23 protein-coding genes and 2 rRNA genes (1 of these 25 only partly in view) are annotated in these 21,062 nt (G+C 36.9%); 1 reads left to right on the top strand and 24 read right to left on the bottom strand.

Features of this window, described 5'->3' with window-relative positions:
* Positions 1-44 precede the first annotated feature (44 nt).
* From JFU23_RS15840 to metG, 13 genes are all read right to left on the bottom strand, one after another.
* Positions 45-998 (bottom strand): ribose-phosphate diphosphokinase, encoded by a 954-nt coding sequence (locus JFU23_RS15840; RefSeq protein WP_002091580.1) that lies wholly within the window; start codon positions 996-998, stop codon positions 45-47.
* Between the two features lie 18 nt (positions 999-1,016).
* Entirely contained in the window at positions 1,017-2,396 is a 1,380-nt protein-coding gene (glmU, locus tag JFU23_RS15835) for a bifunctional UDP-N-acetylglucosamine diphosphorylase/glucosamine-1-phosphate N-acetyltransferase GlmU (RefSeq protein WP_201032241.1), read from the bottom strand.
* A 324-nt stretch (positions 2,397-2,720) separates the two neighbouring features.
* Positions 2,721-3,014: a septation regulator SpoVG gene (gene spoVG / locus JFU23_RS15830; protein ID WP_000454042.1), complete on the bottom strand. Its 294-nt coding sequence runs from the start codon at positions 3,012-3,014 to the stop codon at positions 2,721-2,723.
* Between the two features lie 152 nt (positions 3,015-3,166).
* Positions 3,167-3,541, bottom strand: coding sequence for a RidA family protein (locus tag JFU23_RS15825; protein ID WP_000869819.1), 375 nt, complete (start codon positions 3,539-3,541; stop codon positions 3,167-3,169).
* A gap of 123 nt (positions 3,542-3,664) precedes the next feature.
* Entirely contained in the window at positions 3,665-4,513 is an 849-nt protein-coding gene (gene purR, locus JFU23_RS15820) for a pur operon repressor (RefSeq protein WP_002091587.1), read from the bottom strand.
* Between the two features lie 54 nt (positions 4,514-4,567).
* A complete protein-coding gene (ispE, locus tag JFU23_RS15815) occupies positions 4,568-5,437 on the bottom strand; it encodes a 4-(cytidine 5'-diphospho)-2-C-methyl-D-erythritol kinase (RefSeq protein WP_012260164.1) in 870 nt (289 codons plus the stop codon).
* A 196-nt stretch (positions 5,438-5,633) separates the two neighbouring features.
* The gene (gene sspF / locus JFU23_RS15810; protein ID WP_002094215.1) at positions 5,634-5,813 is read right to left on the bottom strand and encodes an acid-soluble spore protein SspF; all 180 of its coding nucleotides are present in this window, start codon (positions 5,811-5,813) and stop codon (positions 5,634-5,636) included.
* 91 nt (positions 5,814-5,904) lie between these two features.
* Positions 5,905-6,168 carry a biofilm formation stimulator Veg gene (gene veg, locus JFU23_RS15805; protein WP_002009653.1) on the bottom strand — a complete coding sequence of 88 codons (264 nt, stop codon included), beginning with the start codon at positions 6,166-6,168 and terminating at the stop codon, positions 5,905-5,907.
* A gap of 238 nt (positions 6,169-6,406) precedes the next feature.
* Complete coding sequence (yabG, locus tag JFU23_RS15800) at positions 6,407-7,270, bottom strand: sporulation peptidase YabG (protein WP_002009651.1); 864 nt, start codon at positions 7,268-7,270, stop codon at positions 6,407-6,409.
* Between the two features lie 117 nt (positions 7,271-7,387).
* Positions 7,388-8,266 (bottom strand): 16S rRNA (adenine(1518)-N(6)/adenine(1519)-N(6))-dimethyltransferase RsmA, encoded by an 879-nt coding sequence (rsmA, locus tag JFU23_RS15795; protein ID WP_002091590.1) that lies wholly within the window; start codon positions 8,264-8,266, stop codon positions 7,388-7,390.
* Complete coding sequence (gene rnmV, locus JFU23_RS15790) at positions 8,263-8,820, bottom strand: ribonuclease M5 (protein WP_002029323.1); 558 nt, start codon at positions 8,818-8,820, stop codon at positions 8,263-8,265. Before rnmV ends, rsmA begins: the two co-directional genes overlap by 4 nt.
* Positions 8,821-9,080: 260 nt before the next feature.
* Positions 9,081-9,848 (bottom strand): TatD family hydrolase, encoded by a 768-nt coding sequence (locus tag JFU23_RS15785; RefSeq protein ID WP_085308555.1) that lies wholly within the window; start codon positions 9,846-9,848, stop codon positions 9,081-9,083.
* A 165-nt stretch (positions 9,849-10,013) separates the two neighbouring features.
* Positions 10,014-11,996: a methionine--tRNA ligase gene (metG, locus tag JFU23_RS15780; protein WP_242483503.1), complete on the bottom strand. Its 1,983-nt coding sequence runs from the start codon at positions 11,994-11,996 to the stop codon at positions 10,014-10,016.
* A 519-nt stretch (positions 11,997-12,515) separates the two neighbouring features.
* On the opposite strand from metG, the gene JFU23_RS15775 reads away from it, so the two are divergent.
* Positions 12,516-12,800 (top strand): transition state genes transcriptional regulator AbrB, encoded by a 285-nt coding sequence (locus JFU23_RS15775; protein ID WP_002063374.1) that lies wholly within the window; start codon positions 12,516-12,518, stop codon positions 12,798-12,800.
* Positions 12,801-12,820: 20 nt separating this feature from the next.
* Here the strand turns inward: JFU23_RS15775 and rsmI are convergent, their stop codons facing one another.
* The 11 genes from rsmI to JFU23_RS15720 form a co-directional block, all read right to left on the bottom strand.
* Positions 12,821-13,696: a 16S rRNA (cytidine(1402)-2'-O)-methyltransferase gene (rsmI, locus tag JFU23_RS15770; RefSeq protein ID WP_002138891.1), complete on the bottom strand. Its 876-nt coding sequence runs from the start codon at positions 13,694-13,696 to the stop codon at positions 12,821-12,823.
* On the bottom strand, positions 13,665-13,955 hold the full coding sequence (locus tag JFU23_RS15765) for a GIY-YIG nuclease family protein (RefSeq protein WP_002130207.1): 291 nt from the start codon (positions 13,953-13,955) through the stop codon (positions 13,665-13,667). The genes rsmI and JFU23_RS15765 overlap by 32 nt, the downstream gene beginning before the upstream one ends.
* A complete protein-coding gene (locus JFU23_RS15760; RefSeq protein ID WP_201032239.1) occupies positions 13,942-14,682 on the bottom strand; it encodes a tRNA1(Val) (adenine(37)-N6)-methyltransferase in 741 nt (246 codons plus the stop codon). Before JFU23_RS15760 ends, JFU23_RS15765 begins: the two co-directional genes overlap by 14 nt.
* A gap of 120 nt (positions 14,683-14,802) precedes the next feature.
* Complete coding sequence (gene yabA / locus JFU23_RS15755; RefSeq protein WP_002009639.1) at positions 14,803-15,153, bottom strand: DNA replication initiation control protein YabA; 351 nt, start codon at positions 15,151-15,153, stop codon at positions 14,803-14,805.
* Between the two features lie 14 nt (positions 15,154-15,167).
* Positions 15,168-15,995: a PSP1 domain-containing protein gene (locus tag JFU23_RS15750; protein ID WP_002009637.1), complete on the bottom strand. Its 828-nt coding sequence runs from the start codon at positions 15,993-15,995 to the stop codon at positions 15,168-15,170.
* Positions 15,996-16,000: 5 nt separating this feature from the next.
* Entirely contained in the window at positions 16,001-16,984 is a 984-nt protein-coding gene (holB, locus tag JFU23_RS15745) for a DNA polymerase III subunit delta' (RefSeq protein WP_002009636.1), read from the bottom strand.
* 35 nt (positions 16,985-17,019) lie between these two features.
* Entirely contained in the window at positions 17,020-17,646 is a 627-nt protein-coding gene (gene tmk / locus JFU23_RS15740) for a dTMP kinase (RefSeq protein WP_002009634.1), read from the bottom strand.
* A gap of 1 nt (position 17,647) precedes the next feature.
* Positions 17,648-19,069, bottom strand: a complete 1,422-nt coding sequence (locus JFU23_RS15735) for an aminotransferase class I/II-fold pyridoxal phosphate-dependent enzyme (RefSeq protein ID WP_201032238.1) — start codon at positions 19,067-19,069, stop codon at positions 17,648-17,650.
* 79 nt (positions 19,070-19,148) lie between these two features.
* Positions 19,149-19,328: a sigma factor G inhibitor Gin gene (locus JFU23_RS15730; protein WP_002091596.1), complete on the bottom strand. Its 180-nt coding sequence runs from the start codon at positions 19,326-19,328 to the stop codon at positions 19,149-19,151.
* A 199-nt stretch (positions 19,329-19,527) separates the two neighbouring features.
* Positions 19,528-19,643 (bottom strand): 5S ribosomal RNA (rrf, locus tag JFU23_RS15725).
* Positions 19,644-19,692: 49 nt separating this feature from the next.
* Positions 19,693-21,062, bottom strand: a 23S ribosomal RNA gene (locus tag JFU23_RS15720); it runs 1,552 nt beyond the window's last position.

The raw sequence follows: 21,062 nt of genomic DNA, 5'->3' as shown, positions 1-21,062 counted from the left end.
ACGAAAAGACGTAACCAAGCTTGGTTACGTCTCATTCTATCCAATTAATTGAATAATACACTTACAGATTCTTCTTCGTATACACGAATGATTGCTTCTCCGATTAATGGAGCAACTGAAAGTTCATGTACTTTATCAATTTTTTTCTCTTCTGGTAATACGATAGAGTTCGTTACAACTAACTCTTTAATATTCGAATTTTGAATACGCTCAATTGCTGGACCAGATAATACTGGGTGTGTACAGCAAGCATATACTTCAGAAGCACCATTCTCAACAAGAGCGTTTGCCGCTAATGTAATTGTACCAGCTGTATCAATGATGTCATCAATTAAAATTGCTGTTTTGCCTTCGATGTTACCGATAATGTTCATTACCTCAGATACATTCGGACGAGGACGACGCTTATCAATAATAGCGATTGGCGCTTTTAGGCGATCCGCCATTTTTCTAGCACGCGTTACACCACCGTGATCAGGAGATACGATTACGATATCTTTAAGGCCTTTTGCTTCAAAGTAGTCTGAAAGAATCGGTACACCCATTAAGTGGTCGATCGGGATATCAAAGAATCCTTGAATTTGCGGAGCATGTAAATCTAGAGTGATTACACGAGTTGCACCTGCTGTTTCAAGCAAGTTTGCTACAAGTTTCGATGTAATTGGTTCACGAGAACGCGCTTTACGGTCTTGACGCGCATAACCATAGTAAGGAATAACAATATTAATTGTTTTTGCAGATGCACGTTTTAATGCATCAATCATAATAAGTAATTCCATGATATGTTCGTTTACTGGGAAGCTTGTAGATTGAATAATGAATACATCGCAACCACGGATACTTTCTTCAATGTTAATTTGAACTTCTCCATCACTAAAACGATCAACAGAACATTTTCCTAGTCCTACTCCAATATGCTTTGCGATTTGCTCAGCAAGTTCCTTATTAGAGTTTAAAGAGAATACTTTCAAATTAGAATTTAGATATTGAGTCGACATCTAGATTAACCCTCCACATTATGATTTTTTCTTATTCAGCAATTGATCAACATAGTCTTCTTTGTTAACTTGACGTGCACGTGCTACTGATAATGCTTTTGACGGAACATTCTCTGTTATTGTAGAGCCTGCTGCCACATAAGCACCATCTTCAACTGTTACAGGAGCAACAAGGTTTGAATTACATCCAATAAATACCCCGTTACCAATTACAGTTTTAAATTTATTCTTGCCGTCGTAGTTCACCGTAATTGAACCACAACCAAGATTCACGTCTTCTCCAACTTGTGCATCCCCGATATAACTTAAGTGTGAAGCTTTACTTCTATTACCAAAAACAGTTTTTTTGATTTCTACAAAGTTTCCAACGCGCACTTCATCTCCAATAACTGAATCTGGGCGAATATGTGCAAATGGACCAACCGATACTTCTGTACCAAGTTTGCTGTCATGTACAGTAGATTGACGAATTACCGTACGGTCTCCAATTTCACTATCGCGAATTACTGTATGCGGTCCAATTTCACAATCAGAACCAATTACAGTGTTCCCCTCAATAACCGTTCCTGGGTGAAGAACTGTATCACTACCAATAATTGCATCCGCAGAAATGTATGTGTTACTTGGATCAATAATTGTAACACCATTTACCATGTTCTTTCGGTTGATACGATTTTTCATAATAATTTCCGCTTGCGATAGAGCGACTCTGTCGTTAACACCTAACGTTTCATCGAAGTGCTCTGTTTGATAAGCTGATACAATATGACCTTCATTTTTTAAAATTTCAATAACGTCCGGAAGGTAATATTCGCCCTGTACATTATCATTTGAAACTTTAGAAAGTGAAGCAAATAAAGCTTTATTATCAAAACAATACGTACCTGTATTGATTTCTTTAATAGCTAATTCTTTTTCATTTGCATCCTTATGCTCAACAATCTTTTCAACATGACCATTCTCATTACGAACGATACGGCCATATCCAGCAGGCTCTTCTATGTACGCTGTTAGTACCGTCGCCATTGCTCCCGCTTCTTCGTGTTGCTGAAGCAATGCTTCCATCGTTTCAGCAGTTATTAGAGGTGTATCACCACAAATAACTAAAGTTGTTCCCTCTTCATTTGCAAGTACACTTGCAGCTTGATCGACAGCATGAGCTGTACCAAGTTGTTCTGCTTGTAATGCAAACTCACTTACGTTTCCTAGCTGTTCTTGTACCTTTTCAGCACCATATCCAACGACTGTTACAAGTTTCTGCAATCCTAATTGAGATACTTCATTGACTACATGTTGTACCATTGGTTTTCCACATACAGGATGCAGCACTTTGTATAGCTTGGACTTCATACGTGTGCCTTTACCTGCAGCTAGAATCACTGCAAATCTGTTTGACATATAGACCCTCCATCGCAACCTATTTATCCATTAACGATATTATCCTAAATCATCATATATTTCAAGAAACACATTATAACTATTAAATTTTACCATAATTCTTATAAGATGTTTTACTCTTTAGTATCTTTTTTAAGGAATAAGCTATACTATTTTAAATGATCTTGAAAAAATTAGAAGTTTTTCATCTTTATTTTTTCAAAATATGAATTTTTATAATTAGAAACGTTTATTATTCAAAAAAAAACAAACTCCTGTAAATGCTTACAGGAGTTTGCTACAAAATTATAAGACTTTCTTTCAAAAGCCCTTTTCATTCGAATTTTACGAAGCGCCTGCTTCTTCAAACTCAACCTCTTCTAACTCGCCTAAACGATGATACTCTGTTAAAACCGCATCTTGAATTTTAGAGCGTGTATTAGAATTAATTGGATGTGCAATGTCACGGAATTCTCCATCTGGAGTACGTTTACTTGGCATTGCTACAAATAATCCATTATTACCATCAATTACACGAATATCATGAACAACAAATTCATGGTCTAGAGTAATAGAGGCAATTGCTCTCATGCGGCCTTCTGTGTTTACGCGGCGTAATCTTACGTCAGTCACTTCCATCTTGTGTTCACCACCCTTTTCTAAATAAGCGATATATTTGTATAAATTCCACAAATTTTCTATTTTCCCTTTAATTTTTTAAAAATTTTTAAGATAAAAATTTTTATTGTAGTTGAATATAAGGATTAGTAGAGGTTATCGCTTACAAAGAGTTACTTAACTAGGGCAATTACTTCGATTTCAACAGAAACATCTTTCGGTAATTTTGCTACTTGTACACAAGAACGCGCTGGTTTATGAGTAGAGAAATAAGAACCGTATACTTCATTAACAGCATTAAAATCATCCATATCCTTCAAGAATACTGTTGTTTTTACCACTGTATCAAATGAAGCACCTGCTTCTGCTAATACCGCTTGTAAATTTTCAAATACTTGCTCTGTTTGTACTGTTACATCTCCTGTTACAAGTTCTCCACTTGCCGTTAACGGAATTTGTCCTGAACTATAGAACATATTATTTACAATAATCCCTTGTGAATATGGTCCGATTGCCTGTGGTGCTTTGCTTGTTTGAACAACTTTCATACTTTTCACCCTTTTATTATTTATTTTTACTCTTTAAAAATAGTGTACCAAAGGCAGTTTGTCCATCTATTTTGTAATTTATAAATAGGAATAAAAAAAGGTAAAGCTATCTGCTTTACCTTTTTACTCAGCCTCTACAAGCCCTTTATCAAATGGTGCAAGTGCATAATTCCCCTTTTCCACTTGAATCGCTTTTTCTTTCACATCAACTTCTGACAGACGAATTAATGATACAAAGTTATTAATAAGTCTTTCTTCAATATCCGTAGACTCTACTAATACGCCAATCCCAACAACATTAGCTTTAAACTCTTCTAGCATGCTCATCATACCTTGAATGGTTCCGCCAGCTTTCATAAAGTCATCAATAATTAAAACATTGGACCCTTCTGGAAGGCTACGCTTTGCTAAAGTCATCGTTTGGATTCGCTTAGAGGAACCTGATACATAGTTAATACTAACAGTGGGTCCTTCTGTTACCTTATTATCTTTTCTCGCAATTACTACCGGTACATCTAAGTAGTTCGCTACTGCATAAGCAAGCGGAATTCCTTTTGTCGCTACCGTCATAACCGCATCAATTGGTTGCCTAGCAAAAACAGAAGCAAATAAACGACCTGCGCCATTAATCTGGCGAGGATTACTTAAAAGATCCGTCATATATAAGTAACCGCCAGGCAAAATACGGTCTGGGTTTTCAAATAAGCTACAAAGCTCGTTAATAATCAGATTTGCCTCTTCTTCACTTATATAAGGAATATATTTCACTCCTCCTGCTGCTCCTGGTACCGTTTGCAATGTGCCGACACCTTGTTGTTCAAACGTTTGCTTAATAATAACTAAATCTTCACTAATGGAAGATTTAGCCGATTGATACCTTTCAGCAAAAAAAGTGAGAGAAACTAGCTGACGAGGATTTTGTAACAAGTAATACGTCAGATCGACCAATCTTGTACTTCGTCTAATTTTCATACTCTCACCTCAAATCACGAATATTCTAAACAAATCATAACGTATTATACGTCTTTATTCAAGCGTTTCTCGCTCTCCTAATAAACGCACTGCATATACTTGCTCGCAAAATCCTTTTAACCCGTTATATATGCGGTGCATTCGCGAATCATGGTGTACAAGACCAAATACAGTTGGGCCACTTCCACTCATTAATACGGCATCTGCCCCAAAGCGTTTCATCTGTGATTTAATACGTGCAACCTCGGGATGCATCGCAAACGTCACATCTTCTAAAACGTTACCAACAGTATCACAAATTCCTTTATAATCGCCATGGTTAATGACTTCAACCATTTTATCTACATTTGGATGAGTAACACGATTTAATTTTAAATTTCCGTACACGTCAGCAGTAGATACACCAATGTGGGGCTTTGCTAAAACAACCCAACAAGAAGGCGGAGTCTTTATATGTTCAATTTCTTCTCCTCTTCCAGTGGCAATAGCAGTTCCACCATATACACAGAACGATACATCTGATCCAATTTCTGCGCCAAGCTTTGCTAATTCATCGATTGTTAGCCCTAAATTCCATAACTTATTAAGGCCACGTAATGTCGCTGCTGCATCACTACTTCCACCTGCTAATCCAGCGGCTACTGGAATCGTTTTTTCAATAGTAATAGACACACCTTTTTTTACATTAAACTTCACTTTTAATAATTTCGCTGCTTGATAAGCTAAATTGCGTTGGTCGTCTGGGACATACCGATTATGGGACAAAATTTCAATACGGTCTTCTGCTAATTCCGTTAGCTCTAAACGATCTGCCAAGTCGATTGTTGTCATAATCATTTTCACTTCATGATATCCATCTTGTCTTTTTCCCAGTACATCTAACGACAGATTAATCTTTGCTGGTGCTTTCACTAGTAGCTTCAATCTATTCACCCACTCTATGTACTCAATCTTTTATCGTTTATTTTACCATAAATTTATAGTAAGACGATGACACTTCCCTAATTATATCGAAAAGCATTCAGAATGAAACTACTTATGTCAAATGATGCCACCTTTTAGCGTGCAAAAAGCCGAGGAATCTCTCCTCGGCTACCGTAGCATAGAAAGTATCTTACAACTACTGGTTTCGTTTCATTAATTGCTGTTCTGCAATTTCTATAGCACGTTTCACCATATTACCAGCATCTTTCGCACGAATTCCGCCCCATCCTTCTTTCTGAACAACATCATAAAAGCCAAGCTCTTTTGCAAGCTCTTCTTTAAATTGATTTGACATGACTCCTCTTCGTCTACTCAATGCAGAGTCCCTCCTTATTTTGCTACGGTATAATTAGTATGCAAAATAATATAGCTTTTCATTTATGGGAATATATGTAACAAAAAATACATTAATTATAAAATACTTCATTTTGAGATTCATCGTAAAATGTTAGCTCTACTGTCTCTGTTAAAACATCTGCATAACTATAAGATACACGTTGCAATGCATCTTCTTGCTGGTCTAATTGTACAACAAACACAGAACGATACGTTTCTGCAAGTACACCTGATTGCTCCACAGTTTTTCTTCTCCCACTATTTGCCTTTAACATAAGTCGCTGTCCAAGATGGTGATCTAATTCGCTTTTAATTTCATCTAAACGTTTTGACATATACTTTGCTACACCTCGCTGTAATTTAGATTGAACACTTAAAACACGATATATCTATCCCAATTATTAACCGCAATTCACAGACAATATCATTATAAAAGCATCATGCGTTCAAATAGATAGAAGAAATACTATATTCTAAAAGTATCATTGTATAGTCTGCACGTTCTTGCCGCTTTTTATCCAGACTCATTTAAATCATTTCCACATAAAAAAGCAAGATACGTATGTACCTTGCTCATTCGTCATAATGTTGAAAGGGCAATCCTGTTCGTAAAATCCCTCTTGTTTCAATTCCGCCTAGTCCCTTTTCGCCAGTAATTGTATTACGCACAACGTCCCATACATTTACTCTTTCCATAAATGAAGTGAAACTAATTTTGCCAACTACATATACAGGATCTAGAGCATGAATATTAATTCTAGACGGTGAACTAGCAAAATTAGCACCTGCCCGAATCAACGCCTCAAAGTGTGATTGACAAGCCCCAGCAAAAATAACGAGTTGATCTAACGATGGATACTTTTTCCGCACTTCTCGAACGGCCTGTACAAAATGTCTAGAATGTCTATATGCTGCTAAATCTCCCATAACTCCTTTTGACTTTGTATATGCATCATGTCCTGTAATAACTAAAATGTCTGGGCGAAAATGATCTATTAAGTCTACTACCTTTTCATGCATCTCCGTTTCCTTACAATGAATACCTTGAACAGGAACGCCTATTTTATTATATAAATCTAAGCACTTGCGCAAATATAAAGGATCTCCATCTATATGCAATACACGTCCTGGCATTTGAAAATAATTCACTTCACTTGTATATCCACCAGTTGAATTATGTTCATGTCTTTGTTTCATCAACACGTAATCTTGCTGAAACAACCGGTAAGTACGCTCCATCGTTTCTTTTTCACGCTTCACTCTATTTTTATGTTCTCGTTGATCTATACTAACTAAATCTGCAAGTGGTGCATCCGCCACAAGTCTAATTTCCTCTCCAAATAATATTGCCATATCGCCTTTTATTTCTATAATACGAAAAAGAATATCCCTATTATGAGAATATCGTTCAACTAATTCTCCAACATGTAAATCCATTCTCCTACCTCCAAACTCCAAACTCGTTAGGCCATCTTACCTGTTTTTAAAGTATGAATTTAGGAAAGGAAAGGTGACAAAAGGGACAGCTCAAGTTGAACTGTCCCTTTCATATTCTTATGACAATTTATGAAGAATTAATGCATTACTTAATGTTGCAAACTCTTCGATAGATAGCGTTTCGCCTCTTCGCTTCGGATCAATTCCTACTTCTGTCAAAATTCGATCCAACAGCTCTTTATCTTTCGGGAAACCATTTAAATTATTTGATAAATTATTCATTAAAGTTTTACGACGCTGTGCGAAACTTGCTCGTACTACTTCAAAGAAGAAAGTTTCATCTGTCACTTCTACAACTGGTTTAGGACGCTTTAGAAGACGGATAATCGCAGAATCAACATTTGGTTGTGGCACAAACACTGTACGCGGTACAGTCATAACTGTTTCTACCTCTGTATAATACTGAATGGCAATTGATAAAGAACCATACTCTTTCGTTCCTGGTTTAGCAGCTAAACGATCCCCAACTTCTTTTTGCATCATAACAACAAATCCACGAACCGGTAATTTTTCTTCAAGCAATTTAAATAAAATTGGCGTTGTAATATAGTATGGTAAGTTAGCTACTACCATTACATCTTGTCCTTCTTCAAATTGCTCACTAAACACTTCATGTACATCTGCTTTTAGTACATCTTTATTTATAACTGTAACGTTGCTATATGGAGCTAACGTCTCGTCTAAAATTGGTAATAACCTCTGATCAATTTCAAAAGCCACTACTTTTTTAGCACGCTTCGCCAATTGCTCGGTTAACGCACCGATACCTGGTCCAATTTCAATTGCGCCACTTTCTGAACCGATTTCTGCGTGATCAACGATACGATTTAATACATTCGTATCAATTAAAAAATTTTGTCCTAAACTTTTTTTGAATGAAAATCCATACTTTTCAACAATGTCTTTCGTACGATTTGGTGTTGCGATATCCTTCATTTTTTTTCCTCCTGTATTACTTGCTTATAAGCTTCTGCAAATGATTCCTTTGAAACCTGAAACATTTGTAAACGTTTATGTAACTGTTTTGCGTTTGTATAACCAATCTTTAATAGCTTACCCACTCTTTCTCTGCGACTCTTTGCCATTTCTCCGCCCACTAAGCCCGCATCGACTAGATCACTCCAACTAATTTCACTTGTGTAAGCTTCCATTTCTTCATGTATATTCTCTAAAGCACGGCGAATCGACTCATTAGAAGCATGTTCGATTCCAACACCTTTTTTCCTTTTAGCAAGTGCTTCTTCCTTCGTTAAAAAAGCATGCTTACATCCAGGAACCTTGTCAGAAATAATTTTTCGAATACGCTCTCCAGGATAATCCGGATCTGTGAAAATAATAACGCCTCGTTTTTGCTGCGCTAATTTAACTTGCTCAATAACGTGATCACCGATTGCTGAACCGTTCGTTTCGATTGTATCCGCATCAACAGCACGTTTAATCGCAACTGTATCATCTTTACCTTCTACAACGATAATCTCTTTAATTTTCATGCTTGCCTCCACACTCTTTTCATCTCTACTTAGTAAAACAAAAAAATGACGACTTTTCCATTATTATTTTCCCAATCGTACATTTTAAAAAGTAGAAGAGAAAAATCTTTGTTCACTATCCTTATTGTAACACTTCTATCTCCATCTTAATTTATCCGCAATATTTCTACACTTATGTTATGAGTAAATAGTTGGTTCTTATCACTTCTACTATCTCTCTTCTCAAAAAATAAAAAAAGAATGGGACTCCCCATTCTTTTTTATTCAACACCAAATAAGGATTTGGCATTCTTTGTTGTTACTTGTGCTACTTCGTCATAAGAAATTCCTTTTAAATTCGCAATTTCTTCTGCTACCAGTTTTACATAACTAGGTTCATTTCGTTTCCCTCGAAATGGGTGGGGTGTTAAATACGGGCAATCTGTCTCTATCAATAATTTTTCTAACGGAATCTCCATAGCAACTTCTTTCGGTTTCTTGGCATTTTTAAATGTTACTGGACCACCTAATGAAATTAAAAAGTTCATATCGACACATCGCTGCGCTACTTCTACACTACCGCTAAAGCAATGCATAATGCCCCCTACTTCAGCTGCATTCTCTTCCTCTAGGATATCAACAATATCTTGAGTTGCATCGCGGTTATGTATAATAATCGGTAATTTCACCTTTTTCGCTAATGCAATTTGTTTACGGAATACTTCCTTCTGTACTTCTTTTGGAGACTTATCCCAGTGATAATCTAATCCCATTTCTCCAATTGCAACTACTTTAGGATGAGCCGCTAATTCTTCTAACCAAGCTAAATGTTCTTCTTTCATATCGATTGCATCAACAGGATGCCATCCAACTGCAGCGTAAATAAAATCATAAGCCTCTGCCAATTCAATTGCTTTCTTTATCGTTACTTCATCAAATCCAACAACAACTGTATATGTAACTCCCGCTTCTTTCATTCTAGCGATAACTTCTTGTAAATCTTCTTCAAATTGCTCTGCATTTAAATGTGAATGTGTATCAAACAACATAATAAATAACTCCTTTTATATTGAAATCAATTCTCTCATAGAAAAACTACACTCTTTCTAACTTAACGATAACAATACTTCAATTTTAATGCAAAAAACGGAATGTAAAAAGAAAAAAGACGCTTCACCAATGTTACACGTGAAACATCTCTTTTCTTGTCTCAATTACTTGATTTTTGTACCATTTGGTAAATTATGGTCAATTGATGCTAATGACAATACGCCATTCTCTTCACCTGCTAAAATCATACCTTGTGATAATTCACCACGTAATTTTACAGGTTTTAAATTCGTTACACAAATAACCTTTTTACCTTTTAGTTCTTCTGGGGAATAGAATTTAGCAATCCCAGAAACCACTTGGCGCTTCTCTGTACCTAAATCAAGCTGAATTTTTAACAACTTATCTGCTTTTTTCACAGGTTCAGCGGATATTACTTCAGCTACTCGCAATTCTACTTTAAAGAAATCATCAATTGTAATTTCTTCTGCCTTTGGTTCTTCTGTTTTTTTCTCTTCTACTTTAGGAGCAGAACCTTGCATTTGTTCTTTAATATACCCCACTTCTACTTCCATTTCCAAACGAGGGAAGATTGGGTTTCCTTTTTCTACTTTTGTTCCAGCTGGAATACATCCAATTGTAGATAGGCTTTCCCAAGATTTATGCGCCTCTTCAGTAAGTCCAAGTTGAGCAAACATCTTACTTGGTGCTACTGTTAGGAATGGCATAAGCATAATACCTGTTTGACGAAGTACCTCAGCTAAGTGGGCCATTACAGACGCAAGTTTTTCGCGATCATTCTCATCCTTCGCTAATACCCACGGCTGCGTTTCATCAATATATTTGTTCGTACGGCTAACTAATTGCCAAATGGAACTTAGCGCTACAGAGAATTCCATATTCTCCATTGCCTCTTCTACTTTTTTCAATGTATCTTTGGCAAATGTCACTAACGTTTCATCGAACTCAGTTACATTTGCTTTAAATGCAGGGATTTCCCCGTTAAAGTATTTATCAATCATAGCTACTGTACGATTTAATAAGTTACCTAAATCATTCGCTAAATCAAAGTTGATTCGTTCAACAAATCCTTCTGGTGTGAATACTCCATCCGATCCAAATGGAACTTCGCGAAGTAAGTAGTAACGCAATGCATCTAATCCGTAACGATCAATTAATGTAACTGGATCTACTACGTTTCCTTTTGACTTACTCATTTTTCCATCCTTCATTAAAATCCAGCCATGAGCAAAGACTTTCTTCGGAAGTGGTAAATCTAAAGCCATTAAAATAATTGGCCAATAAATTGTGTGGAAACGAACGATTTCTTTCCCAACTAAATGGACATCTGCTGGCCAGAATTTTTTATACTTCTCTTCATTTTCTGTTCCATATCCTAATGCAGTAATGTAATTAGACAACGCATCTACCCATACGTAAATAACGTGTTTTGGGTTACCTGGAACACGAACTCCCCAGTCAAATGAAGTACGAGAAACAGCTAAATCTTCTAATCCTGGTTTAATGAAGTTATTAATCATTTCATTTTTACGGGACTCCGGCTGAATGAAATGTGGGTTATCTTCATAGAACTTTAATAGTCGGTCTACATATTTACCCATTCTAAAGAAATAAGACTCTTCGCGAACAAGTTCTACAGCGTGACCACTATCTGGGCTTTTTCCACCAACTACTTTGTCACCTTCCATAATTGGATCTACTAATTGATGCGCTGTATAGAATGTTTCATCTTGTACAGAATACCAACCTTCATATTCATCAAGATAAATATCGCCTTGATCTACTAGCTGCTTGAAGATTTTCTCAACAACATCTTTATGACGATCTTCAGTTGTACGAATAAAATCATCATAAGAGATATCCATCTTCTCCCAAAGTTCTTTAATCCCTGATACAATGTTATCCACATATGCCTGTGGTGTAACATTTAGTTCTTCTGCTTTCTTTTGGATCTTCTGTCCATGCTCATCAGTTCCTGTTAAATAATGAACATTGTATCCTTGCATACGCTTATATCGTGCCATCGCATCTCCTGCTACCGTCGTATAAGCATGTCCAATGTGTAACTTTCCACTTGGATAATAAATTGGGGTAGTAATATAAAAGGACTTATTTTCCTCTTTCATCGTTTTGGACCTCCCGAATAACCTCATATGTATTTATAAACAGTATATCAAAAACTCATATATAAAGTGAAACTTTAATCCGTGGGGAGGGTTCATCTCCCATGGATTATTAGCCCACACCAATCGGGCTTTTACGAGCAGCCCGACTCCCACTTAACTTCTTTGCTCCGGCTAAATTTTGAAGTGGGAGTCTTACTGCTCGCAAATAGCGGGATAAAAACGAGTTAATGCTCGATATCTTTATCATCTATTACTCATATTCAAAAAAATATACAATATATTTCCCGAAAAGTATAAACATTACAAAAAAATAATACAAACAATTGTAGAAATGACTTACATTCTATCATATATAAGAAGTATAAAAATCTATAAATCTTTTTTAAAAATATAGAATTTAAGAATTGACGGAAATGTAAATGATTGGTATCATATGTCCATAGGGTATTTTGTCGAAAAATGACGAATCAAAAAATAGACTCGAAACTTATAAACTATTTATTTAGGAGGAAAAGAATTATGAAATCTACTGGTATCGTTCGTAAAGTTGATGAATTAGGTCGTGTAGTAATTCCAATCGAATTACGCCGCACTTTAGGTATTGCAGAAAAGGACGCTCTTGAAATCTACGTTGATGAAGAAAAAATCATCTTAAAGAAATATAAACCAAACATGACTTGCCAAGTAACTGGTGAAGTATCTGATGGTAACCTATCTTTAGCTGAAGGTAAAATTATCTTAAGCAAAGAAGGCGCTGAACAAGTCTTAAACGAACTTCAAGATTATATCGAAACAGCAAAGTAAGCTTCTCAATTATGAGAAGCTTATTTTTTATCAACATGATAGATTTGATATACATCACGTTTCGACAAATCTCGGTCTTTAGCGACTGTTTTAATCGCTTCTTTTGAATTCATACCTTTTTCATTTATATAATGTTCAATATGATTATATACTGAAATAACTTCCCACCATTGTTCTTCTTGAGTAGGTTCTTCTGTTGAACCTGCTACTAAAATACAAAACTCACCACGAACTTCATTTTGCTTCGTCCACTCAATCGCCTCTTCAATTGTTCCACGAATAAACTCTTCAAATTTTTTCGTTAGCTCACGACATAATACGATTTCCCTATTTCCTAATACTTCTTGCATAGAGATTAAAGTGTCATCTAAACGATGTGGCGCCTCATAAAACATCATTGTAGTTGGAATATAGCGTAGTTTTTCTAATTCAAGCTTACGTCCCTTTTTATTTCTTTGCAGGAAACCATAGAAATAAAAATGTTTTGTCTCAAGTCCTGATGCAATCAATGCTGTAAGGGCTGCATTTGCTCCAGGAAGCGGGATAACATGATATTGTTCTGCTACAGCCTCTACAACGATATCATAACCAGGATCTGAAATACATGGCATACCAGCATCGCTCACAATGGCTACAGTCTTACCTTCTTCTAACTTATCTAAAATTTTCCGTCCACTTACTCCTTTATTATGCTCATGATAGCTCATAACTGGTGTTTCAATTTCAAAGTAATTACAAAGTTTCTTCGTTTGCCTTGTATCTTCCGCTGCAATAATGTCTGCCTCTTTTAAAATTCGGATTGCACGAAATGTCATATCCTCTAAATTTCCGATTGGAGTCGGTACTAAATATAAAACTCCCTTTTCATTTTGCTGAAAGCTTTTTTGCTGCCACATAGCGTTCTCCTTTTTGCATATATTCTTCTTTTTTTTTCCTCGTTAACTGCTTAAAGTGATACTCAGCTTGCATAGCCGTTCGTTTATCCTCGTGATCCTCTACATATTTTAAAACAACTGGAAGTCTAGCGCGTGTATATCTAGCACCTTTTCCACTATTATGGGTCTGAATCCGTTTTTCTATATGATTCGTGTATCCAGCATAATAACTTCCATCAGAACACTCCACCACATAAAAACAATGCTTATTCTTCTCCATATAAAATTGAACGAAGCTCCTTTGTATATTCATTGTTTTCTTCATATACAAAAAGAGGTGGTAAGATTTTTAAATCTGCATTCCCATCCTTAATTCCTTCAATTAACAATGTATTCGCTTCTTTACCAGCCTTAGGATAAACAAATCGCACACGTTTCGGTTCAATTTTGTATTTACGCATTAATGTGACGATGTCGAGTAAACGACCTGGACGATGTACAAATGCTACTTTCCCACCCTGTTTCACTAGCTGGCTACTTGCGTATACAACATCTTCTAGTGTGCACATAATTTCATGACGAGCTATCGCTAAATGTTCATTCATATTCTTCTCAGAAGTTTGTGGTGTTTGAAAATAAGGAGGATTACATGTTATAACATCATATTGATGACGTCCAAGTTTCTCCGGCATATCTTTCAAATCTCCATGGATTAAATGAATTCTTTCTTCTAAATTATTGTATTGAACGCTTCTTATTCCCATATCATATAAGCGCTCTTGAATTTCTACACCTGTAATTTTCCCTTTTGTCCTTGTACTTAATAAAAGAGGGATAACTGCGTTACCTGTACACAAATCAAGTAAATTACCTTTTTGAATTGGCACCCAAGCAAAATCTGCAAGTAAAACAGCATCCAAAGAAAAATTAAATACTGATGGACTTTGTACAATCTTCATATCTTGCGCTAATAAGTAATCTAAACGCTCATCTTCATATAAATTCATATATTGCTCCCTTTCTTACACTTAACCTACCCTATTTCATCTTCTATTAATGTAAAAATAAATTTCATTCTACTCTCATGTATAAAAAATTACCTTTCCAATTATATTGGAAAGGTAATCTCACTTTTTATTTAAAAATGACAGACAGAATAAACAATCTCCCTCTTTACGTACACTTCCATAATGTAGATTGCAAATATGAAAACCTTCTTGATATAGTCTCGCTAGATTATCGTAGCCTTCACCAATATCTGTCTTCGCCTTCATTTCTTTGCGTTTTTGAGTTTTTTGTTTTTCCTTGTTCTGCACTTCTTCAAAACGATGTCGCAAATTTTCATTTTCCATTTTTATATGTTGGTTTTCTTCCAATAATTCTGCAAGATGTTGTTTTAATTCTCCCAACTGTTTGTATAAATGTCCAATTTGCTCTTCCATACTAGAAACCGATGCAAAAATATCTTTTTTCTCCACAAGCACCCACCTCATTAATCTGTGGTTTGACTCGAAACGACCCCTTTATTCATTAATTCATCTAACGTATATTCTACTATCCGTTCCTTGTCTACTAGTTCCACTTGAATTAATCTTTCTAAAATATTTAATCCGATAACACGGCCAGTACCGTGCGGTGTTTGTATACGTTGATCTAAATCAGGAAGTTGTTCCTTTGCTGCCTCATATTCATCATTCTCATATTTTAAGCAACACATTAAGCGACCACATAAACCAGAGATTTTTGCAGGATTTAATGATAAATTTTGATCCTTTGCCATTTTAATGGATACAGGTTCAAAATCTCCTAAAAAAGTAGAACAACAAAGCATACGACCACATGGACCAATACCACCAAGCATTTTTGCTTCGTCACGAACGCCGATCTGTCTCAGCTCAATTCTTGTCCTAAAAATTGCCGCTAAGTCTTTCACTAGTTCCCGGAAATCAATCCGACCATCCGCAGTAAAGTAAAAAATAATCTTATTACGATCGAACGTATACTCTACATCTACAAGCTTCATATCAAGATTATGTTCTCCTACCTTTTGTTGACAAACTTGATATGCTTCTTTCGCAGCATGCCTATTCTCTTCAACAATGGTACGATCATTTTCATTTGCAATACGAATAACTTTTTTTAGCGGTAATACAACGTCATTTTCATCAACTTGCTTTTTGGTAATAACTACTTTTCCGTACTCAATACCTCTTACCGTTTCTACAATTACAAACTCATTTTCTGAGATATCGAACTGATTTGGATCAAAGTAATATACCTTTCCGGCCTTCTTAAAGCGAACACCTACTACATCATACAAAACGGTCATCCCTCCTGCAACCGCAACACTAACTGTTCGAACACAAGCTGCGCATTTACATTAGCGTTGATTCTATTTTTTGCCTCTAATATATTAAAGAGAGCTGATACAATGCGCTTCTGAGCATAAGAAAAGGATTCAAACATCTCTTTCTGCTCATGAAAAACAAGACGATCTTCTTCTCCAAGTTGAACATATAATAAATCCTTATAAATAAGGAGTAACATATCTAAGCCTTGCTGTAATTGTTCTTTCTCTCCAAAGTGCTTCCCCCATTTTTCTTGTACAAAAAAAATAGAGGCCTTATCTTTTTCGAGCGCTTCACATAATTTTATCACTAAAGCTCTCGCTTGTGCAAACCATTCATCATTACACATTAATAAAGCTTCTTCAAAACTATTTGTAAGCTGCGCAGCAAGTGTAGATAAAGAAACTGTAATACCTTCTTCCTCTAACCTCTTAATTAAAGATTCTGTAGGCAACGGCCTAAACGTAACAACTTGACAACGAGATAAGATTGTATTTAAAATCTGATGACTTTGTTCAGTAAGTAAAATAGCTGTTGTATCACTACTTGGTTCTTCTAAAAACTTTAAAAGCGTATTCGCTGCATTTGCTGTCATACGATCTGCATGCTCAATAATATATACTTTTTTATTTGCTTCTAATCCTGTTTTTGAAAACTCTTCTTGTAAATCATGAATTTGCTGTTTTTTAATAGATAATCCATCTGGTTTTACAATATGTAAGTTTGGGTAGTTACCTGAATCAATTCGGCGACAATTCGTACATACATGACAAGGCTCTACACCATTTCTTTGTGAACAGAGAAAACTTTTTGCCATTTGAATTGCTGTGGCGAACTTCCCAGTCCCTTTCCCTCCCTCTAACAAGTAAGCGTGGGATATACGCTCTTTTGCAATGCTATTCATCAACATTTTGACACCGATGGGCTGTATAGCAGAAAGCTGCTCCCACGTATTTATCATACTGCATACCTCACTTATTTCATTCTTTCCTTCTATTATAACAATTTATCTTCTATAATCTGAACAACTTCTTCTATAAGTTTTTTCATTGGTTGATCAGCATTTACTAATACAATGCGATTAGAGAAACGCTCTACAACTTGTAAATACCCTTCACGCACACGTTTATGGAAAGAGATATCTTCCATATCTAGTCGATTTACTTCACGTCCTGCATCTTTTCCAATTCGTGCTAAACCTACCTCTGGCTCAATATCTAAATAGATTGTTAAACTAGGCATACAATCTTCCGTTGCGAAACGATTAATTTCAAATACTTTATCCATACCTAAGCCTCTTGCATATCCTTGATATGCTAAAGAGCTATCTATAAAACGATCACATAGTACAAGATAGTTTTCCTCAAGTGCTGGCATAACTTTTTCCACTAAATGTTGTCTACGTGCAGCAGCATATAAGAGCGCCTCTGTACGTGCTTCCATCATCGTATACTCTTGTTTATGTAAAATTGTTCTAATATCTTCAGAAATTGCAATACCACCCGGTTCTCTGGTCGCCATTACCTTTTGTTCCTTTTGCTCAAAATATGGTAATAAACTTTTAATTAATGTTGTTTTACCCGAACCTTCTGGCCCTTCAATTGTTACAAATAATCCCTTCATCCTAAAACCTACTTTCTATATCATACACGTTCATATATTTCGTACTACCTTGAAAACGAGCCCCTGTTTTCTCTAAATGAGTAATTTGCTTTGTATGTTCTTGAGTAATTCTCTCTCCATACATGATCAATGGAATTCCAGGTGGATACGGAATCACCATTTCTGCAGCTATCATACCAACGGCTTCTTCTATAGACACTAACTTCGTTTCGTATCTCTCTAATTGTTTATACGTATACGGTAAAGGGGAAATCTCCCCTTTATAAGTATAACGAATTGATGCTGGCTTGTCTTTTACCTTATATTGCTGCATAGCTAATCGAATGATCTCTATAGCTTTCATATACCCCTCATTTACTTGTAACGGTAATATAAATAGGACGTTATATGGATCTGCCATTTCCGTATATATACCGACTTTTTCAAATACAGACTGTAATTCATACCCCGATAACTGACAGCGAGTTTCCACCGTAACTTTTAATTCATCTTGCGATGGATATTGCAAAATGGCTATTTGTGGGATAGATCGCAATCCTTCTTTAAATCGGCGTAAAAACTCAACGATTTCATCATGACCCTCTTCCTTTATAACTGCTATTGCAAAACGTGCTATATCAAGAGAAGCCATAATTGGATACGATGGGCTACTAGATTGTAGCATACTTAAATAGGAGGAAACTTTTTCTTCGCTCACCAAACGGCTATTTATATGTAAATAAGATCCCATTGTCATCGCAGGTAATGTTTTATGTGCGGAATGAACCACAATATCCGCACCATAAACTAATGCTGACTTCGGGAAGGGGTCCCCTATACAAAAATGTGCCCCATGGGCTTCATCTACTAGAACAGGAATTTTATGTGCATGTGCGTAAGCGATACTTGCCTCTAAATCAATTCCCATACCATAGTAATTAGGATGTGTTAAAATAAGTGCTTTTGCATTTGGATACTTTGTAATTGCCTCCTTAATAATTTCATCATGAACACCTACTGGTACGTTATGTACTTCATCAATCCATGGATTTAAAAAGACCGGATTAGCCCCTGCTAATTTCAAACCATTAATGATCGATTTATGACAATTTCTTTGTACGAGGACAATATCATGTTCGCCGCAGCAAGACAAAATCATTGCTAAATTTCCAACTGTTGAACCATTAATTAAAAAATAACTTTTGTGCACGCCATATACTTCAGCTAATAATTGCTGTGCTTCATCTATACATTGAAACGGGCTATGTAAATCATCTAATCCTGTTAACTCTGTTACATCAATTGATAATATGTCCTTAAACCCCCCTGAAGCTTTCTGAGGGAAGTTTAAACCATTCTTATGACCCGGAACATGAAAAGATAGTAGTCGCCTTTCTTTAAATTCCATTAGCGCCTCATATAAAGGCATACGATTTTGATTCATATATATCTCTTCCTTATTATTCATTCTGTATCTATTATACAGATATTAGGGCAAAAAAAATAATAGGCATAATGCCTATTTAAAAATATGATACTTCCAATTTTCGCAGTTGTTTTAAATAATGTATATACTTCGGGTCATTTGTCTCAGTATTCACCAGATTTCTTTCGCACTCGTAACATATTAAATTATTATATACATATATTCCTTCCCCTCTTTTTGTCTCACAAACGATGCAAATTTCACTTGGTAATTTCATAATCTTTCCTCCCTTTTTAAATAAACATATTATATACCTCTATTCCTTAACAAATTTCTGAAAAATATACATCAACTTCTTATATAATATGATTTATTCTTGGGCAACGTGTTTGTATTACTTATGTATTCCCTTTACTTCTTTCATGTACTGTTTAAAAACAAAAAAACACAAGTCAAAAGACTTGTGTTTTTATCTTGCTTGGCGACGTCCTACTCTCACAGGGACAAGGTCCCAACTACCATCGGCGCTAGAGAGCTTAACTTCCGTGTTCGGTATGGGAACGGGTGTGACCTCTCTGCCATCATCACCAAACTATGAAGGTATATTCCTTCAAAACTAGATAACATTCGCTTCATATTATATGGTTAAGTCCTCGATCTATTAGTATTCGTCAGCTCCACATGTCACCATGCTTCCACCTCGAACCTATCAACCTGATCATCTTTCAGGGATCTTACTAGCTTACGCTATGGGAAATCTCATCTTGAGGGGGGCTTCATGCTTAGATGCTTTCAGCACTTATCCCTTCCGCACATAGCTACCCAGCTATGCCCTTGGCAGAACAACTGGTACACCAGCGGTGCGTCCATCCCGGTCCTCTCGTACTAAGGACAGCTCCTCTCAAATTTCCTGCGCCCACGACGGATAGGGACCGAACTGTCTCACGACGTTCTGAACCCAGCTCGCGTACCGCTTTAATGGGCGAACAGCCCAACCCTTGGGACCGACTACAGCCCCAGGATGCGATGAGCCGACATCGAGGTGCCAAACCTCCCCGTCGATGTGGACTCTTGGGGGAGATAAGCCTGTTATCCCCGGGGTAGCTTTTATCCGTTGAGCGATGGCCCTTCCATGCGGAACCACCGGATCACTAAGCCCGACTTTCGTCCCTGCTCGACTTGTAGGTCTCGCAGTCAAGCTCCCTTATGCCTTTGCACTCTACGAATGATTTCCAACCATTCTGAGGGAACCTTTGGGCGCCTCCGTTACACTTTAGGAGGCGACCGCCCCAGTCAAACTGCCCACCTGACACTGTCTCCCGGGTCGATAAGACCCGTAGGTTAGAATTTCAATACAGTCAGGGCGGTATCCCACCAGCGCCTCCACCGAAGCTAGCGCTCCGGTTTCAATGGCTCCCGCCTATCCTGTACAAACTGTACCAAAATTCAATATCAGGCTACAGTAAAGCTCCACGGGGTCTTTCCGTCCTGTCGCGGGTAACCTGCATCTTCACAGGTACTATAATTTCACCGAGTCTCTGGTTGAGACAGTGCCCAAATCGTTACACCTTTCGTGCGGGTCGGAACTTACCCGACAAGGAATTTCGCTACCTTAGGACCGTTATAGTTACGGCCGCCGTTTACTGGGGCTTCAGTTCAGAGCTTCGCTTACGCTAACCCCTCTCCTTAACCTTCCAGCACCGGGCAGGTGTCAGCCCCTATACTTCGCCTTACGGCTTCGCAGAGACCTGTGTTTTTGCTAAACAGTCGCTTGGGCCTATTCACTGCGGCTTTCCGTTAAGAAAGCACCCCTTCTCCCGAAGTTACGGGGTCATTTTGCCGAGTTCCTTAACCAGAGTTCTCTCGCACACCTTAGGATTCTCTCCTCGCCTACCTGTGTCGGTTTGCGGTACAGGCACCTTTTATCTCGCTAGAAGCTTTTCTTGGCAGCGGGGAATCAAAGACTTCGCTCCATAAGGAGCTTCCCCATCACAGCTCAGCCTTCACGATA

The organism is Bacillus sp. TH50, assembly GCF_016650565.1.
In the GTDB taxonomy this organism is placed as follows: domain Bacteria; phylum Bacillota; class Bacilli; order Bacillales; family Bacillaceae_G; genus Bacillus_A; species Bacillus_A mycoides.
The sequence above is the reverse complement of the archived record's forward strand: the minus strand, read 5'-3'. Positions and strand labels throughout refer to the sequence as shown.

What these genes read in the sequence shown, in the direction of transcription:
- JFU23_RS15840 (WP_002091580.1), bottom strand. Translation starts at nt 998, where the DNA reads ATGTCGACTCAATATCTAAATTCTAATTTGAAAGTATTCTCTTTAAAC.
- glmU (WP_201032241.1), bottom strand. Translation starts at nt 2,396, where the DNA reads ATGTCAAACAGATTTGCAGTGATTCTAGCTGCAGGTAAAGGCACACGT.
- spoVG (WP_000454042.1), bottom strand. Translation starts at nt 3,014, where the DNA reads ATGGAAGTGACTGACGTAAGATTACGCCGCGTAAACACAGAAGGCCGC.
- JFU23_RS15825 (WP_000869819.1), bottom strand. Translation starts at nt 3,541, where the DNA reads ATGAAAGTTGTTCAAACAAGCAAAGCACCACAGGCAATCGGACCATAT.
- purR (WP_002091587.1), bottom strand. Translation starts at nt 4,513, where the DNA reads ATGAAAATTAGACGAAGTACAAGATTGGTCGATCTGACGTATTACTTG.
- veg (WP_002009653.1), bottom strand. Translation starts at nt 6,168, where the DNA reads ATGTCAAAACGTTTAGATGAAATTAAAAGCGAATTAGATCACCATCTT.
- yabG (WP_002009651.1), bottom strand. Translation starts at nt 7,270, where the DNA reads ATGGATTTACATGTTGGAGAATTAGTTGAACGATATTCTCATAATAGG.
- rsmA (WP_002091590.1), bottom strand. Translation starts at nt 8,266, where the DNA reads ATGAAGGATATCGCAACACCAAATCGTACGAAAGACATTGTTGAAAAG.
- rnmV (WP_002029323.1), bottom strand. Translation starts at nt 8,820, where the DNA reads ATGAAAATTAAAGAGATTATCGTTGTAGAAGGTAAAGATGATACAGTT.
- JFU23_RS15785 (WP_085308555.1), bottom strand. Translation starts at nt 9,848, where the DNA reads ATGTTGTTTGATACACATTCACATTTAAATGCAGAGCAATTTGAAGAA.
- metG (WP_242483503.1), bottom strand. Translation starts at nt 11,996, where the DNA reads ATGAAAGAGGAAAATAAGTCCTTTTATATTACTACCCCAATTTATTAT.
- JFU23_RS15775 (WP_002063374.1), top strand. Translation starts at nt 12,516, where the DNA reads ATGAAATCTACTGGTATCGTTCGTAAAGTTGATGAATTAGGTCGTGTA.
- rsmI (WP_002138891.1), bottom strand. Translation starts at nt 13,696, where the DNA reads ATGTGGCAGCAAAAAAGCTTTCAGCAAAATGAAAAGGGAGTTTTATAT.
- JFU23_RS15765 (WP_002130207.1), bottom strand. Translation starts at nt 13,955, where the DNA reads ATGGAGAAGAATAAGCATTGTTTTTATGTGGTGGAGTGTTCTGATGGA.
- JFU23_RS15760 (WP_201032239.1), bottom strand. Translation starts at nt 14,682, where the DNA reads ATGAATTTATATGAAGATGAGCGTTTAGATTACTTATTAGCGCAAGAT.
- holB (WP_002009636.1), bottom strand. Translation starts at nt 16,984, where the DNA reads ATGATAAATACGTGGGAGCAGCTTTCTGCTATACAGCCCATCGGTGTC.
- tmk (WP_002009634.1), bottom strand. Translation starts at nt 17,646, where the DNA reads ATGAAGGGATTATTTGTAACAATTGAAGGGCCAGAAGGTTCGGGTAAA.
- JFU23_RS15735 (WP_201032238.1), bottom strand. Translation starts at nt 19,069, where the DNA reads ATGAATCAAAATCGTATGCCTTTATATGAGGCGCTAATGGAATTTAAA.
- JFU23_RS15730 (WP_002091596.1), bottom strand. Translation starts at nt 19,328, where the DNA reads ATGAAATTACCAAGTGAAATTTGCATCGTTTGTGAGACAAAAAGAGGG.